The 15,183-nt window shown below is 57.1% G+C and carries 18 protein-coding genes and 1 tRNA gene; 11 read left to right on the top strand and 8 right to left on the bottom strand.

The window, feature by feature from the left end:
- Positions 1–15: 15 nt before the first annotated feature.
- Positions 16–492 (bottom strand): MOSC domain-containing protein, encoded by a 477-nt coding sequence (locus HNP49_RS01075; RefSeq protein ID WP_184679862.1) that lies wholly within the window; start codon positions 490–492, stop codon positions 16–18.
- Positions 489–1,115, bottom strand: coding sequence for a DUF1780 domain-containing protein (locus HNP49_RS01070; RefSeq protein ID WP_184679860.1), 627 nt, complete (start codon positions 1,113–1,115; stop codon positions 489–491). The genes HNP49_RS01075 and HNP49_RS01070 overlap by 4 nt, the downstream gene beginning before the upstream one ends.
- Positions 1,116–1,227: 112 nt before the next feature.
- On the opposite strand from HNP49_RS01070, the gene HNP49_RS01065 reads away from it, so the two are divergent.
- The 4 genes from HNP49_RS01065 (at position 1,228) to HNP49_RS01050 (ending at position 3,126) form a co-directional block, all read left to right on the top strand.
- Positions 1,228–1,650, top strand: coding sequence for a GNAT family N-acetyltransferase (locus tag HNP49_RS01065; RefSeq protein WP_184681115.1), 423 nt, complete (start codon positions 1,228–1,230; stop codon positions 1,648–1,650).
- Entirely contained in the window at positions 1,650–2,117 is a 468-nt protein-coding gene (locus tag HNP49_RS01060; protein ID WP_184679859.1) for an FAD/FMN-containing dehydrogenase, read from the top strand. Before HNP49_RS01065 ends, HNP49_RS01060 begins: the two co-directional genes overlap by 1 nt.
- The gene (locus HNP49_RS01055) at positions 2,114–2,803 is read left to right on the top strand and encodes an energy-coupling factor ABC transporter permease (RefSeq protein WP_184679857.1); all 690 of its coding nucleotides are present in this window, start codon (positions 2,114–2,116) and stop codon (positions 2,801–2,803) included. The genes HNP49_RS01060 and HNP49_RS01055 overlap by 4 nt, the downstream gene beginning before the upstream one ends.
- A gap of 107 nt (positions 2,804–2,910) precedes the next feature.
- Positions 2,911–3,126: a hypothetical protein gene (locus tag HNP49_RS01050; RefSeq protein WP_184679856.1), complete on the top strand. Its 216-nt coding sequence runs from the start codon at positions 2,911–2,913 to the stop codon at positions 3,124–3,126.
- A 124-nt stretch (positions 3,127–3,250) separates the two neighbouring features.
- Here HNP49_RS01050 and yacG read toward each other — a convergent pair whose 3' ends face one another.
- The 5 genes from yacG to pilB all read right to left on the bottom strand — a co-directional run bounded on the left by yacG (position 3,251) and on the right by pilB (position 7,941).
- Positions 3,251–3,451, bottom strand: a complete 201-nt coding sequence (gene yacG / locus HNP49_RS01045; protein WP_184679855.1) for a DNA gyrase inhibitor YacG — start codon at positions 3,449–3,451, stop codon at positions 3,251–3,253.
- Complete coding sequence (gene coaE / locus HNP49_RS01040) at positions 3,448–4,056, bottom strand: dephospho-CoA kinase (RefSeq protein ID WP_184679853.1); 609 nt, start codon at positions 4,054–4,056, stop codon at positions 3,448–3,450. The genes yacG and coaE overlap by 4 nt, the downstream gene beginning before the upstream one ends.
- Before the next feature lie 81 nt (positions 4,057–4,137).
- A complete protein-coding gene (locus HNP49_RS01035) occupies positions 4,138–5,010 on the bottom strand; it encodes an A24 family peptidase (RefSeq protein WP_184679852.1) in 873 nt (290 codons plus the stop codon).
- A gap of 3 nt (positions 5,011–5,013) precedes the next feature.
- A complete protein-coding gene (locus HNP49_RS01030; RefSeq protein ID WP_184679851.1) occupies positions 5,014–6,237 on the bottom strand; it encodes a type II secretion system F family protein in 1,224 nt (407 codons plus the stop codon).
- 3 nt (positions 6,238–6,240) lie between these two features.
- Positions 6,241–7,941 carry a type IV-A pilus assembly ATPase PilB gene (gene pilB, locus HNP49_RS01025; RefSeq protein ID WP_184679849.1) on the bottom strand — a complete coding sequence of 567 codons (1,701 nt, stop codon included), beginning with the start codon at positions 7,939–7,941 and terminating at the stop codon, positions 6,241–6,243.
- 232 nt (positions 7,942–8,173) lie between these two features.
- On the opposite strand from pilB, the gene HNP49_RS18795 reads away from it, so the two are divergent.
- The 6 genes from HNP49_RS18795 (at position 8,174) to HNP49_RS00995 (ending at position 11,615) form a co-directional block, all read left to right on the top strand.
- On the top strand, positions 8,174–8,350 hold the full coding sequence (locus HNP49_RS18795) for a prepilin-type N-terminal cleavage/methylation domain-containing protein (protein WP_184679847.1): 177 nt from the start codon (positions 8,174–8,176) through the stop codon (positions 8,348–8,350).
- A gap of 27 nt (positions 8,351–8,377) precedes the next feature.
- Positions 8,378–8,845: a hypothetical protein gene (locus HNP49_RS01015; RefSeq protein WP_184679846.1), complete on the top strand. Its 468-nt coding sequence runs from the start codon at positions 8,378–8,380 to the stop codon at positions 8,843–8,845.
- 78 nt (positions 8,846–8,923) lie between these two features.
- Positions 8,924–9,742, top strand: a complete 819-nt coding sequence (locus HNP49_RS01010) for an ABC transporter permease (protein ID WP_184679844.1) — start codon at positions 8,924–8,926, stop codon at positions 9,740–9,742.
- A gap of 3 nt (positions 9,743–9,745) precedes the next feature.
- Positions 9,746–10,573 carry a hypothetical protein gene (locus HNP49_RS01005; RefSeq protein ID WP_260407023.1) on the top strand — a complete coding sequence of 276 codons (828 nt, stop codon included), beginning with the start codon at positions 9,746–9,748 and terminating at the stop codon, positions 10,571–10,573.
- A gap of 2 nt (positions 10,574–10,575) precedes the next feature.
- Positions 10,576–11,496: an ABC transporter ATP-binding protein gene (locus HNP49_RS01000; protein ID WP_184679842.1), complete on the top strand. Its 921-nt coding sequence runs from the start codon at positions 10,576–10,578 to the stop codon at positions 11,494–11,496.
- A gap of 43 nt (positions 11,497–11,539) precedes the next feature.
- Positions 11,540–11,615: transfer RNA gene (locus HNP49_RS00995), tRNA-Thr, on the top strand.
- A 53-nt stretch (positions 11,616–11,668) separates the two neighbouring features.
- Here HNP49_RS00995 and nadC read toward each other — a convergent pair.
- Entirely contained in the window at positions 11,669–12,517 is an 849-nt protein-coding gene (nadC, locus tag HNP49_RS00990; protein WP_184679840.1) for a carboxylating nicotinate-nucleotide diphosphorylase, read from the bottom strand.
- Positions 12,518–12,797: 280 nt separating this feature from the next.
- Here nadC and HNP49_RS00985 point away from each other — a divergent pair, with 280 nt between their 5' ends.
- The gene (locus HNP49_RS00985) at positions 12,798–15,083 is read left to right on the top strand and encodes a DUF1631 domain-containing protein (RefSeq protein ID WP_184679839.1); all 2,286 of its coding nucleotides are present in this window, start codon (positions 12,798–12,800) and stop codon (positions 15,081–15,083) included.
- Positions 15,084–15,183 lie beyond the last annotated feature (100 nt).

Raw genomic sequence — 15,183 nt, 5'->3', positions numbered from 1 at the left:
AATGGTGAATAGGGTTCAGTTCACTATAGATAGCTGATCCTGCAGGCGAATGATGCCTCCCTGCACGACGCGGGCGGTGATGCCACCATGCCCGCGCACGGCCTGGAATGCTCCGCTGCCGAGTCGTGCCTCCAGGCGGGCGCAGGGTTGGCACCAGCCGGTGGTTTCCAGGATGGCCTGGCCTAGGCGAAAGCGCCGGTTCTTGAGGCTGAATAGGTTGATACCGCTGATGGCGATATTACGGCGCAAGTCCAAGGCAGTGATTGGCTTGCCAAGCAGGGCGCTGATCACGTCCAGATGTTCCCACTGGATCAGGGTGACCTGGCGGGTATTGTTGGCGCTGGGGCGGCTGTGATCGCCGGTCAGGCCAGCATCGCGTCGGGCTTCTACGGCATCGACTTCAAGCATGGGCGCTTCTCGTGCCGGACGCACGCCGATCCAGCGCACTTCACCGATCTGCGGCACGCTGGCGATCAGCTCCTGCAGGCTCATAGCCCGATGCCCAGATCGAACAGCACGGTGCGGCCGCGGTTGTGGCGCAGAAAATCCGGGGCGTTGTCGTGGGTGAACAGGATGCGCACGAAGTTGGGACCGACCAGCGACAGCGAGCGCCAGCCCTGGCGCTGGTATTCCGAGGGTGGCGGGAACGGGCTGTTGAAGTCCAGTGCCGCCTGCTTGAGGTTGCAGAACGCGAGCAGATCGAGTTCGCCCAGCGGCAGGCCTCGTTCCTGATAGTTGTGCGCCTTTTTGCGCAGGGTCGGTCCCAGGCGCGCCTGCAGATCGCCAGCGCTCAGCCAGCGCGGTCGGCGATGGCGGCGAACCAGCTGGCTCAGGGAGAAGGCCGAGCGACGTCGCTCGACTTCATCGCGCCATTCCTCATTGAGGCGACGACCTTCGTCGAGGACGAAGAATACTTCGAAGTTGGCCTCGCGAAACTGCACGTCCGGTGGCTCCTGACCGCTGCCGAACTCGTCCAGGCGATGGCTGATGTTGAAGGCTTGCAGCAGGCGCTGGCAGACCCAGCGCTCGCGTTCCCACTTGCGGGCATTGGACAGAAATTCGTTGGCCTGTTCGGCCTGGCGCGTCAGTAGGCGCAGGTAATCGCTCTCGTGCATGTGGCTCATGATAGGCAGGCGACTGGATAGCGTACAGCCTGTGACGACCGCGCCGGTGTGCCTCATGCCGGTCGGCGGGTTGCGGTGTAAACTGCGCCCATTCGCGAGGTGCCTGATGATCCGCTCTGCTACTGCCGACGACCATGCCCAGCTGTATGCCTTGTGGCAGCGCAGTGAAGGGATTTGCCTGCGCGACGAGGACGGCTATGTGCCGTTCTGTCGCTATCTGCAACGCAACCCGCAGCTCAGTCTGGTGCTTGAGTTGCAGGGGCAGGTGGTGGGGTCGCTGCTGGTGGGGCACGATGGTCGGCGTGGTTATCTGCAACATCTGGTGGTCGATCAGCCCTGGCGTGGCCGCGGTCATGCGCGGGCATTGTTGCAGGAGGCGCGGGAGCGTCTGGCTGCGTTGGGAATCGATAAATCGCATGTATTTGTGTTGCGCACGGCGCCTGTCGCACAGTCCTTCTGGTCGGCTCGGACGGACTGGTTGCGTCGTGAGGATATCGATGTGTTTTCCACAAGAGGAAATGACTGATGCGAAGTGTACTGGCGGTATTTATGTTGCTGTTTTGCGCAAGCGTCATGGCGCTGGAAAAGGGAGAACGTCTGTTGCCGTGGACGCTGCTCGATCAGTTCGACAAGGCCTATACCCTTGATCAGCAGGCGCGCATCCTGCTGGTGGCGCGCAACATGACCGGCGCCAAGCTGCTCAAGGCGGCGCTGGAGGAGAAGCCGAAGGGCTATCTTGAGGCGCGCCAGGCGGTGTTCGTGGCGGATGTGAGTCGTATGCCGGCAGTGATTTCGACCCTGTTCGCCGTTCCGGCCATGCGCGATTACAACTACCGGGTGCTGCTGGACAGCCAGTCCCGCGTAGCCTCGCGCTATCCGGCCGCAGAGGATCAGGTGTTGTGGCTGGATCTTGAGCACGGTGTGCTGCGCGACAGCCGTACCTTCACGGATGCCCAGGCGTTGCGTCAGGCTCTGGATCAGGCGCAGCAATGATCAGCGCAGGGCTGCTGACGTCGGAAGTCCTGCAGCTCGGCTGGCTGGTGTATGGGCCGGCGCTGCTGTGGGCGGTCTGGCGGGCGCCCTGGCTGGAGTTGTTCAGCGATTTTCGTCGGCAGCACCTGCTGTTCGGCACGGTGTTGAGTCTGTTTTTGCTGTGGCTGGTGCGGCGGGATTTCGAGTCGGGGCTGGCCTTTCATTTCATCGGCATGACGGCCGTGACCCTGCTACTCGACTGGCCACTAGCGATCCTGGCCGGAGCGCTGGCACAGTTGGGGTTGCTGGCGCTGGGGCGCCAGGAGTTGGCAGCCATAGGTGTCAATGCCCTGTTGTTGATCCTGCTGCCGGTATGGGTAGCCGAGGGCTGCGCGCTGCTGGTCGAGCGTTTCCAGCCAAAGAATCTGTTTGTCTATATATTCTGTGCCGGCTTCTTCCCGGCCGCCTTGACTGCCGCACTCTGTGTGTTGTTGGGGCTGGGCTTGCTGTGGTGGAGCGGCATCTACGCCATGCCGCCCTGGCTGGACGATATGGCCGCCTACCTGTGGTTGGTTATGTTTCCCGAAGCGTTCATCAATGGCACGGCCATCACGGGGCTTGTGGTGTTCTGTCCCGACTGGTTGGAAACCTTCAATCGCACCCGTTACCTGCAGGCGCCCTGGAAAGACGACGAGTCGCAGCGCTGATGCCGGACGATTCATTGAGCTGATGCTTGTTGGGCTGTTGATCCATATCAAGCGCTTAATCTCGTTGGCCGAGCAGCATCAGGCTTTGTCTGCAGAGGAGCAGCATCATGGGGGCGCATGAATGGGCGCGGGGCGCAATCGACAAGGCTTTGAATGAAGCGCGCCAGGCAGGGCTGGATGAGGCGCTGGTGCTGCGTGCGCTGCTCAGTGCTCTGGTCGAGCGCAGCAAGGCGTCGCGACCGCTGAGTGATCTGGCGCAAGAACTGCAGTTTCTGGCCGAGAATCTGGATGATGGGCGCGACTATATGTTTATGCGGCCCTGAGTGCGGCATGGCGGAGTAGGTTGAGCCGCTTTATGGGGAAGTCCATAAGCTGCGCCGATTGTCGGGTTTCGCTGCTCTTAACGCCAATCTACCCTGTGCTTGGTGGCGAAGCCGTACGCTTTGCTCAGTGTTCGCGCGGGGGCAGATCGCCGGAAAACAGTTCGTCTTCCAGTGGGTCGCCCGGAATGGCGTGACTTTCCGAGGCCCAGGCGCCCAGATCAATTAGCTTGCAGCGTTCCGAGCAGAACGGACGTTGTGCGTTTTGGGGTGTCCATTCGACCGGCGCGCCACAGGTAGGGCAACTGACGGTAGGGGTTGCTTTCATGGTTGGCCTCCCTTGAAGCGCAGATACTGTTGGTGCAGTCGCTCCACCTGCTGTTGCAGCCAGTGCAGGTCGCGATCATTGACCAGCACGTCGTGGGCGTGTTGCAGGCGCTTTTCCCGCGCCGCCTGGACCTGCAGGATGGCTTTCACCTGATCTTCTGCCACCTGATCGCGTTGCATGGTGCGGCGGATCTGTTCTTCTTCCGGTGTGTCGATGACCAGCACGCGTTGAGTCATGCGGTACTGGCCGGACTCAATCAGCAGCGGTGAAACCAGGATGGCGTAGGGCGAGGTTGCTTGCCGCAGATGCTGGCGAATCTCGGCGCCGATCAGCGGATGCAACAGGCTTTCCAGCCAGCGGCGTTCCTCGGCGTCGCTGAAAATCCGTGTGCGCAGGGCGGCGCGATTGAGTTGGCCGTCTTCCTGCAGAACCTCATTACCGAAGCGATCGACAATGGCTTGCAGCGCCGGGCGACCAGGCTCCACCACCCAGCGGGCGGCGTGGTCGGCGTCGACGGTGTGTATGCCCAGGGCGTCGAAGCAGGCGGCGGCAGCGCTCTTGCCACTGCCTATGCCGCCAGTCAGGCCGAGAATCCAGGGAGTCATTGCAATCATTCCGGAACAGCGGGCGGTGATTATCCGCGACAGCTGGCGCTGCTGTCATGCCCGACGGGTGTCGGGCAGCATTCAGTTGAAGTGGGCGATCTGCAGATAGGCAGAGGTGATCTGCTCACCCCAGATCAGCGCAATCCAGCCGGCGATAGCCAGATAGGGGCCGAACGGGATGGGGATGCTGGTCTCGGCGTTGCGCAGGCGCAGCATGATCACGCCCAGCACGGCGCCTACCAATGAAGACAGCAGGATGGTCAGCGGCAGAATCTGCCAGCCGCCCCAGGCGCCGAGCATGGCCAGCAGTTTGAAGTCACCGTAGCCCATGCCTTCCTTGCCGGTCAGCAGCTTGAACAGCCAGTACACCGACCACAGGCTCAGATAGCCCGCCACTGCGCCCCACAGAGCGTCGCCTGGCGTGGCAAACAGTCCATATTGGTTGATGATCAATCCCAGCCACAACAGTGGCAGCACCAGTACGTCCGGCAGCAACTGGTGGTCGGCATCGATCAGGCTCATCGCCAGCAGCCCCCAGCTCAGCAGCAGCATGGCTGCGCACTGCCAGGTCGGACCGAATTGCCAGGCAATAAAGGCGGACAGCACGCCGCAAGCCAGCTCCACCAGCGGATAGCGCGTGCTGATCGGAGCTTTGCATGCCGAGCATTTGCCGCGCAGTGCCAGCCAGCTGAGCAGGGGGATGTTCTCCCAGGGGCGAATCTCATGCTGGCAGTGCGGGCAGGTGGAGTTGGGCAATACCAGATTGAAGGTCGGCCCTGCCGGCTCAGGCTCAAGCTCCAATATTTCCCTGGCCTGCACGCACCATTCGCGCTGCATCATCTTGGGCAGGCGGTAGACCAGTACATTGAGGAAGCTGCCGATTAGCAAGCCGAAAACCAGTACGACCAAAACAAAGGCCGGCAAATTGCCGGCCAGAAATGTCAATCCATTCATGTATTAGCCAACGACATTGCCGAGTTGGAAGATTGGCAGGTACATGGCGATGATCAGGCCGCCGACCAGTACGCCGAGAACAGCCATGATCATAGGCTCCATTAATGCGGTCAGCCCGTCCACCGCATTGTCTACTTCTGCTTCGTAGAAGCTGGCTACCTTGTCGAGCATGGTGTCCAGGGCGCCCGATTCTTCGCCAATGGCCGTCATCTGGATAGCTAGGGAGGGGAAGATGCCGGTGCTGCGCATGGCGAAGTTGAGCTGGGTGCCGGAAGACACATCCTGCTTTATGGTGCCAATCGCATTGCGGAAAACCACGTTGCCTGAGGCGCCTGCCACCGAGTCCAGTGACTCCACCAGTGGTACACCTGCTGAAAAGGTGGTGGCCAGGGTGCGGGCAAAGCGCGCTACGGTCGCTTTATACATGATGTCGCCAACAATCGGCAGCTTCAGCATTGTGCGGTCCATCCAGTCTCGGAAGGCTTCTGAGCGCTTGTGAGCCTCCTGAAATGCAAAGACAAAAGCAAGAATGGCGCCTAAAAACAGATACCAATACTCTTGTAGTCCGCGTGACATGTTGACTACGACTTGAGTAAAGGCGGGTAACTCAGCGCCAAAACCTTCAAAGACCGCCTCGAACTGTGGTACTACCTTGATCAGCAAGATCGCAGTCACGATGATTGCTACTACGATCACGGCCATTGGATAGTTGAGGGCCTTTTTGATCTTGGCTTTTAGTGCTTCGGTCTTTTCCTTGAAGGTGGCGATACGGTCTAGCAGAGTTTCCAAGGCGCCGGACTGTTCGCCGGCATCGACTAGATTGCAGTACAGGTCGTCAAAATACTGCGGTTTCTTGCGTAGAGAGGAGGCGAAGCTGTTGCCTGCAGCGACCTCCATTTTCACTTCATCAACCAGCTTGCGCATGTTGGGATTATCGAAACCCTCACCGATGATGTCGAAGGACTGCAGTAGCGGAACGCCGGCCTTCATCATGGTGGCCATCTGTCTGGTAAACAGGGCAATGTCCATGGGCTTGATCTTCTTGCCCGCGCCACCAAAAAGATCCTTGCCCTTTTTGGTCACCTTGGTCGGGTTGATGCCCTGCTTGCGCAGTTGCGCCTTGATCAACGCCGGGTTCTGTCCGTTCAGCTCGCCCTTGACCTTGGCTCCTTTGCGGTCAGTGCCTTCCCATTTGAAGACACTGGTTTGCAGTGCTTTCTCTGCCATTACTTAATCCTTGGTCACACGGTTGACTTCTTCCAGGCTGGTAACGCCATGCATTACCTTAACGAGGCCCGAAGTTCTTAGATCATTGAAGCCGTCTTTGCGCATTTGCACCGAGATATCGATGGAGTTGCCTTCTTCCATGATAATCCGCTGTAGCGCGGGCGTGACTTTAACCACTTCATAAATACCGACACGACCTTTGTAGCCGCCTTTGCAGTTTTCGCAGCCAACCGGGCCGTAGACCTTAAAGGTGCCAATCTTGTCTTCAGGGAATCCTTCCTTCAACAGCGCTTCTTTGGGAATTTCGACTTCTTTCTTACAGGAGCAGAGCTTGCGGGCCAGGCGCTGGGCAATGATCAGGTTAACCGAGGTGGCAATGTTGAATGACGGCACGCCCATATTACGCATGCGTGTCAGGGTTTCCGCTGCGCTGTTGGTGTGCAGAGTGGACATCACCATGTGGCCGGTCTGTGCTGCTTTCACTGCAATGGAGGCAGTATCCAAGTCGCGGATCTCACCGACCATGATGATGTCTGGGTCCTGGCGCAGGAAGGCGCGCAGTGCCTGAGTAAAGTCCATGCCCTGCTTGGGATTAACGTTGACCTGGTTGATGCCCTCAAGATTGATCTCTACAGGGTCTTCCGCGGTGGAAATATTCACATCTACTGTATTGAGGATATTCAGGCCGGTGTAGAGCGATACCGTTTTGCCGGAGCCCGTAGGGCCAGTCACCAGAATCATGCCTTGCGGTTGTTTGAGGGCAGTCAGATAAAGTTCTTTCTGTTCTTCTTCGTAGCCCAGTGCGTCAATGCCCATCTGCGCGCTGCTGGGGTCGAGGATTCGCATTACGATCTTTTCGCCCCACAAGGTCGGCAGGGTATTGACGCGAAAGTCGATGGCCTTGTTCTTGGATATTTTCATTTTGATCCGGCCATCCTGCGGCTTGCGCCGTTCGGAGATATCCAGAGCAGCCATTACCTTCAGGCGGGCGCCAATACGGCTGGCCAGCTGAATCGGTGGGCGCGCTACCTCATGCAATATACCGTCGGTGCGAAAACGCACTCGGTAAGCTTTTTCATAAGGTTCGAAATGCAGGTCTGACGAGCCACCCTTGATGGCGTCAAGTAGCATTTTGTTGACGAAACGCACCACGGGAGCGTCGTCGGCATCATTGCCAGCTGTTTCCTCCTTGTCATCCGAGATGGCTTCGACGTCAAGGCCTTCAAGATCGACGTCAGCCAAGTCTCCCATGCCACTCGCGCCGGTATCGAAAAACTTCTCTATTGCCTCCCCTAGTTTGTCGTCTTCAACCAAGAGTGCTTCAGTGCTCAAGCCAGTACTGAACTGAATATCCGTTGTGGCTTGATGGTTGGTTGGATCAGAGATGGCAATAAAGAGCTTATTACCACGCCTATACAGTGGTAGCACTCGGTGTTGGCGGCAAAGCTTTTCGCTGATCAGATCGCGGGGTTGACTTTCCTTGTCGATGGAGGCAAGGCTGCAATACGGTACGCCAAACTGGTCGGCAGCTACTTCCAGTAGTTGGCTGCTTTTAATCAGTTTGTTCTGCACCAGATAGGTGACCAGCGATAGCTTGTTGCGGTGGGCTTGCAGTTGTGCCTGCTGGGCGCTGCGCTCGTCGAGCAGCTCGGCAAGCACCAGTTGCTTAGCAAGGCCGGTAAGGATAGGCAGGGCGTCGTTCATATCGGGCGGTAACCGTCTAGCGTTATGCTTGCCTTATAGCCTAGATCACCGGGGAAACCAAACCGTGCCTACGTGAGGTGACCAAAAATGTCACTAACTGCCGGCGGTGATCCGGTTGGTGGCCGGGGTTATCTTGGTATTCTCAAGATTGTGGCGGGTTTCAGTTGATTGGCACGCTACCTGCTGTGGTCAGTACGGGTCCCCAGACCTTACTAACTCAGGAGCACATTGTATGAAGAAGCAAAAGGGCTTTACCCTGATCGAACTGATGATCGTGATTGCGATCATCGGCATTCTGGCTGCTATCGCAATTCCGCAATTTAACGAGTATCGCGCTAAAGCGAACGACTCGAGCGCGCAGGCTGACGCAAAGAATGCGGCTACCGTGCTCTCTGCAGCTCAGCGCTAATTTAAAGTTAAATTGAGAGAACGAATCATGAAAAAGCATGCAATCGCAATTGCTCTGACTTCGCTGTTTTTTGCCGCCGGTGCCTCTGCAGTTGACCTGCCGCAAGGTGGTGTGATTACTACCGCTGCCTGCCCTACTCTGGGTGAGGATGTAACCATCCAAACATCTAATGGCGTTCTCGCGGCTTATGCCTGCAATGAAGCGGCTAACGCAGCTGCAGTGTCAACCTGTCACAATGCCGGTAGCCGCAAGTCGCGTGTCTACCAGTGTGTTTCAACTGATCCGGGTGCTGATGCCCAGGTTGGTACCGCAGATGACTCCTGGAACAATGCTTCTTGCCCGAATGGTGATGGCAGCACTCAGGTAGCAGGTCAGTTTACCATCACTGCAGATTACTCCGGCTTCGTTGTTAATACCCGTGGTGGTGGTGTCGCAGGTCAAGCACTTGGGGGAAATTGCACGTCGGGTACTGTTGGCGCTATTCTGCCGTACTAATAGGGTGTCATAGAAAAGAAGGCGTTCTGCGCCTTCTTTTTTTTTGAAGTCAACTTTATTGGTGGATTGGTGGTGTTTTTGGATAAGGGATTGCTTGCTCAGTTTCGATTGGCATTGCAGGTTGCAGTGCGGGGGAAAATTGGTTTGTGGTGCGGCTTAACATTGGCGCTTGGATGTCTGGTTTTTTTGGCGTCGATGTTTAGTGCGCGTCAGCCGGCGACGGTTTCTCTTGATATTGGTATTTCGGTTATCCGTATTTTTTTACCGATGTTGATTTTTGTTGTCGTGCATGAGTTGATTTCTAGGGAGTTTGAGCGGAAGTATTACTTGTGTACGATGGTTTATCCGTTGTCTCGAGTGCGTTGGTTGGTTTCGAGGATTTTGGCTGCTTGGTTGCTGGCTATTGGTTTGCTGGTTTGGTTGTTTGTTCTTCTTGGGTTTGAGGTTTTTTGGATTTCAGGCTGGTATCAGCAATCTACTCCTGTTTCTTTGCTAGGGGGGCTTTCTTTTACGGCTGCTCTTTTAGTTTTTGATGCTTTGGTTTTTACTGCGGTTGTTGTTTTTTTATCAGTGTTCTCATCTTCTGCTGGTTTTGTGTTCTTGGGTGGGGCGGGTTTTTTAATTATAGCAAGGTCGTATTCTTCTGTGCTTGAGCTGCTTGGAGTGTCTCCTTGGGTTGTTGGTGATGGCTATGCTGGCTTTTATAGGAATGGGGTGGGTTGGCTGTATTATCTTGTTCCTGATCTCGGGCAGTTGGATGTGCGTGGGGTTGCTCTGTATTCAACATGGGAGGTTTTGCCGTCTGGTTTAATTTGGTCGGTAACTTCTTCAGTGATTTATGCATTTATTTTTATTGCGCTTGCTATTTTTGCTGTGCGTCGTAGATGTATGGATTGATTTATGTGGGTCTGGAAGAAATATATAGTTTTCATTTTGGTGTTTGGCTTGTTCGTTGCGTCGGCTCAGCTCTCGAGGAGTGGGGGGGCTGCTGCCGATTATTCATATGGTGATCGAGTTGTTGTTCCTGCACCGTTTCTTGTGGTTTTAATGGCGGGTGATCGTTTTTTGGCGGGTGACTTGGAAGTCATGCGCTTGGCTGTGACTGGTGTGGATGTTATTGGTGTTGATACTCTTTATTTGACAAGGGCTCAGCGGGAGGTGGCGCGGCTTCATCCGTGTCATGAGGATAATTATTACTTGGCAAATGGTTTGTTGGCATGGGGCGGTGCGGTTGATGATGCTAACTTTGTGCTGCAGGCTGCGATAGATTGTCGTATGTGGGATGGTGTTCCAGGTTTTCTCTATGCAATAAATAAATCTTTTTTCGAAAATGATATTGATGAGGCTGTGCGGGCGCTTGAATTGTCTGCGCAGCGCTGGCCAAGCAATTCTCCTGCTTTGATGAAGTTGGCGATTATGTTGCGCGTTGAGAGCTTTGCTGATGAAAGATTGGCTCTTGATTATTTGACTCAGCAGCGTGACGCTAGCCGTGATTCAAAGTTGCGCGTAATACTCGATAAGCGTGTTGTTCGGCTACAGGGGTTGGTCACTTTGCGCGAGGCGCAGCGCCGTTATGAGAAAGATAATGGTGCGTTAGTGAGACTTAATCAGCTAATCGATGCGGGTCTGTTGGCACATTTACCTGAAGACCCTCTTAACCTTGGTTACGAACTGCGCGATGGGAAAATCATCTTGAAGAAAATGAAGATCGCCGGTATGGAGGATTAGTCGTGAGCGCTGCATTAGAGTTCCACGGCGTCTCCCAGACCTTTCGTGGCAAGGGTAAGGTGGTTCAGGCTCTTCGTAATGTCGACCTGAGTGTTGCTGAGGGCGAGGTTTTCGGTTTTGTCGGCCCCAATGGTGCCGGCAAGTCCACCACCATAAAGGTGATGCTCGATATCATTAATGACTATCAGGGGCAGGTCAGTATTTACGGCGTTGATGCTCGGCGTGCTGAAGCTCGTCAGCCGCTCGCCTTTGTGTCTGAGTCGCCCTCGCTCTATGAGCAGTTCACTCCACTGGAAATCCTGCGTGCGGCGCTGTCCATGTATGGCATCAAGCGCAAGGATGCCAAGGCTTGGTGCGTGTCCGTGCTGGAGCGTTTTTCCGTAGCTGAGAATGCCAACCGGCGTATCCGTGAGCTTTCCAAAGGCAATGTTCAGCGGGTAGCCCTAGCGCATGCCATGGTGGTACAGCCCAAGCTGCTGGTGTTGGATGAGCCGCTTTCCGGCCTTGATCCCGTCGGGCGTAAGGATGTGGTGGATATCCTTAACGAGTACAAGAAGGAAGGGGGCGCCATCTTCTTTACCTCTCATGTCTTGCACGATGTCGAGCGTATTGCTGATCGTTTTGGCTTTATCAACAAGGGTGAGCTGCTGACCGTACGCTCACCGCGTGAGTTGGCCGCTGAGCGGGCGGATTGCCTGTTGGTGCGTTTTAATGCTCAGATCGATTTCGAGCCGGCAGCCAAGTGTCTGCGTGACGGCGAGTTCGAGTTCGAGGTGATGCAGGCCGATTTGCCGGCATTTATCAACCGTCTGAATATGGCGGGTGGGCATGTGCTGACGGTCAAGCCGGCGGTTTCTCTGGAAACCGTGTTCTTCAAGATTCTTGAAGATGCCGAGCGGCAGAAGATGAAGGCGGCGGTTTAAGCGTGTCGATTTGTGCTGCCTGTTCCGGCAGAATGTCTTCTACGCCGGTGTAGCTCAGTCGGTAGAGCAGCTCATTCGTAATGAGAAGGTCGGGGGTTCGATTCCTCTTACCGGCACCAAATAAAAAGCCCCGCGATTGTGGGGCTTTTTATTTCTAGAGGCTTTGAGTTGATTACATCGTTAGGCGCATGGATAGGTCGATGGCTTTGATGTCCTTGGTCAGGGTTCCAATGGATATGTAGTCCACGCCGGTTTCGGCGACGCTGCGCAAGGTGCTGTCGTTGATGCCGCCGGAGGCTTCCAGCTTGGCGCGGCCGGCTGTGAGCTGTACGGCGGTGCGCATGTCCGCGTGGCTCAGCTCGTCGAGCATGATGATGTCGGCGCTGGCGTTCAGAGCCTGTTGCAGTTCCTCAAGACTCTCCACTTCCACTTCCACCGGTTTTCCGGGGGCGATTTGCCGTGCGCTGGCAATGGCCTGAGCGATTCCTCCGCAGGCAGCGATGTGGTTTTCCTTGATCAGGAAGGCGTCGTACAGCCCGATGCGGTGGTTGTGGCAGCCGCCGCAAGTGACGGCGTACTTCTGTGCCAGGCGTAGACCGGGGATGGTCTTGCGAGTGTCGAGCAGTTTTACCGACGTACCTTCGACCAGGTCGGCGTATTGGCGGCAACGGGTGGCGACGGCGGACAGGCTCTGCACGAAATTCAGTGCGCTGCGCTCACCGGTGAGCAGAGCGCGTGCTGGGCCGTTCAGGGTGAACAGGGTCTGATCGGCACTGACTTTGTCGCCGTCCTGGGCGTTCCAGGTGACGACGACGCTGGGGGCCAACTGGCGGAAGACCTCGTTAACCCAGGCGCTACCGCACAGTACGGCTGCCTCGCGGGTAATCACGCGGGCGCTCGCCATGCGTTCTGCGGGAATGAGCTGGGCGGTGATGTCCCCGGCGCCGACATCTTCCTGCAGCGCCAGTTGCACGTTGCGCTGAATTTCGTCGTACAGGTCGGCAAGGCGCAGGTTGGGCATGGTCGGGCTCCATATCGGGGATGGCGCATTATACGGAGGCCGTGCGTGGCCTGCTAATGGCGGCGCTGGTCTGCTGTGCGCGACCGTTGGTAGGGCATTTGTCGCTAACTGTGACCCTGATCATATCTGCCGGTATGCGCAGTTGGTTGTAATGCCGGCCTGCTTCAATAATGACTCAAGAGAAATTGACGCCAGAGGGTTGACCTTTTTTGTACTGGCGTTCCGGTTGTTGATGCGGGCTGATGCTCCAGGCTGGACATTGGCCTGCAGGAGAACTGAAATGCAGACTGATGCGAATGTGGTGCCGCTGAATCGGCCGGCCCCTGAGCATACCTCTCACACCCAGGTAGGAAGACTGCCCGTGGCGTTGACGCAATTGCGTGACAAGGCTGCCCTCCAGCTTAAACAGGACTTGCAGGCGTTGTTCGATAACGCCGACGACAGTCTGTTCGAGATGGCGGACCGTGCCACATCAAATGCCGAGCAGAATGATCTGTTCGAGGCGATGCGTGAGTTGCGCCTGAAGCGCAAGAGCATCGCCAATGGTTTTCTGCGCAAGGTCTTCGAGGGCTTTGCCGAGTTGGCACGCTACAGCGTGGGCCAGGCACCGCAGCTGACTCCAGTGGCGCTGGAAGGCCTCAGCCTGATGCAGAACGACGAGCTGGAAGAGTCGGTGGCGGTCGATGCCATGGCCGCCAAGGTGCTCAGTCGGGATGCCCAGGCGCTGCACCACCTGACCACGCGTATCAATACCCTGATTCACAAGAAGATTGATGACACCAGCAACCCGCTGGGCCCGAGGCCGGTATGCGAGAGTTTTGTCAGCGCCTGTGCTGACCTGGGCGTGGATATCCGCATCAAGCTGATCATCTACAAACTGTTTGAAAAGTATGTGCTCAGTGAGATGGGCCAGTTATATGCCGAGGCCAATCAGATTCTGGTGCAGGCCGGTGTTCTACCGGAGTTGAAGTCGGCGCCGCCAGCGGCTCGGCAGCCTCGATCGGGCGCGCGCTCTGCTCCGGCCGCGCCTGTTGTGCCGGAGTCGTCGGCCAGTTTTGCAGGCGCTGGCGAGGACATGCAGGAAGCCTTTGCCGCCTTCCAGGGGCTGATGACTCAGCTGCGCGGTTCAGCCTTGCCGCTGCGCGAACTGCCGGCCGATGCTGTGCCGATCACCAGTAATGATCTGACCCGGCTCCTCTCGCATTTGCAGCAGCACTTGCCGGCAGCCAATCAGATCAGTGGTGAGGAGCTGCGCGAAAAGCTCGATCTGCTGCTCAGCAAGGCCAGCGCCAAGTCGGGCAAGACCCGCGTGGTGGGGCAGGTCGATGATGATGCGATCAACCTGATCTCCATGTTGTTCGAGTTCATTCTCGATGACCGGGCTCTGCCGGATTCGCTGAAGGCTCTGATCGCACGTCTGCAGATTCCCATGCTCAAGGTGGCGGTGCAGGACAAGGCGTTTTTCAATCGTGGCAGTCACCCGGCTCGGCGGCTGCTCAATGAGATCGCCACGGCGGCATTGGGCTGGAGTGAGCACGATGCCGAGAAACGCGACAGCCTGTACCAGAAGATCGAGCAGGTGGTGCAGCGGCTGCTCAATGACTTTGTCGATGACCCGCGGATCTTCTCCGAGTTGCTGGCCGACTTTGTCGCGTTTACCGGCAATGAGCGCCGTCGCAGTGAACTGCTGGAACAGCGCATGCGTGATGCCGAAGAGGGCCGCGCCAAGTCCGAACAGGCGCGCCTGGCGGTTGAGCAGGCTATGAATCAGCGGCTGCTGGGCAAAACCTTGCCGGCGGCAGTGGTGCGGTTGCTGCAAGAGGCCTGGAGCAAGGTGCTGCTGCTGGTCAACCTCAAGCATGGTGGTGACTCTGCAGCTTGGCGCGATGCCACGGCGACCATGGATGATCTGGTGTGGAGCGTGTCCACGCCGGAAACCGCCGAGGACCGCCTGCGTCTTTTGCAGATGGTGCCTGGCCTGCTGCGCAGTCTGCGCGAAGGCATGGCCGAGGCATCGCTGGACCCCTTTGCGGTCAACGAGTTGTTTGCCGGTCTTGAAGCGCTGCATGTGCAGGCTTTCCAGCGCATGCGGCAGGAGCCGGAGGCTGATGCTGCGGTCAGTGCTGTCGAGGCGCAGGCGCTATCGCAGGTGGCTGAAGTGCTGCCACTGGATAGCACGCCGGAGCTCAGTGAGCCGGCGCCGATGGTGGAAGTGATCGAGGAGATTGTTCTGCTGGCGCCCGGCGAGCGCCGCGAGCGCGAGGAACAGCCGGTGGTCGAGGATGAGGCCGTGCTGGCTCAGGTCGATGCCCTGCGAGTTGGCAGCTGGGTGGAGATTCAGGAAGATGAGGAGCACAAGTTGCGCTGCAAACTGGCTGCGGTGATCAAACCGTCGGGCAAGTTCATCTTCGTCAACCGCACCGGTATGAAGGTATTGGAGAAGACCCGCATGGGCTTGGCCGTGGAGTTTCGCCGGCAGGCTGTGCGCCTGCTGGATGATGCCTTGCTGTTTGATCGGGCTCTGGAGTCGGTGATCGGCAATCTGCGCCGCATGAAAGGCGCCTGAACGCAGCTCTTGCAAACGCCCGGTACTGCCGGGCGTTTGCATTTATGGCTGGCGCACTCTGTTATCCTCGCGCTTTTCTTGCGGCAGGAATACGTGTGAC

It is taken from the genome of Pseudomonas fluvialis (genome assembly GCF_014207935.1).
In the GTDB taxonomy this organism is placed as follows: domain Bacteria; phylum Pseudomonadota; class Gammaproteobacteria; order Pseudomonadales; family Pseudomonadaceae; genus Aquipseudomonas; species Aquipseudomonas fluvialis_A.
The sequence above is the reverse complement of the archived record's forward strand: the minus strand, read 5'-3'. Positions and strand labels throughout refer to the sequence as shown.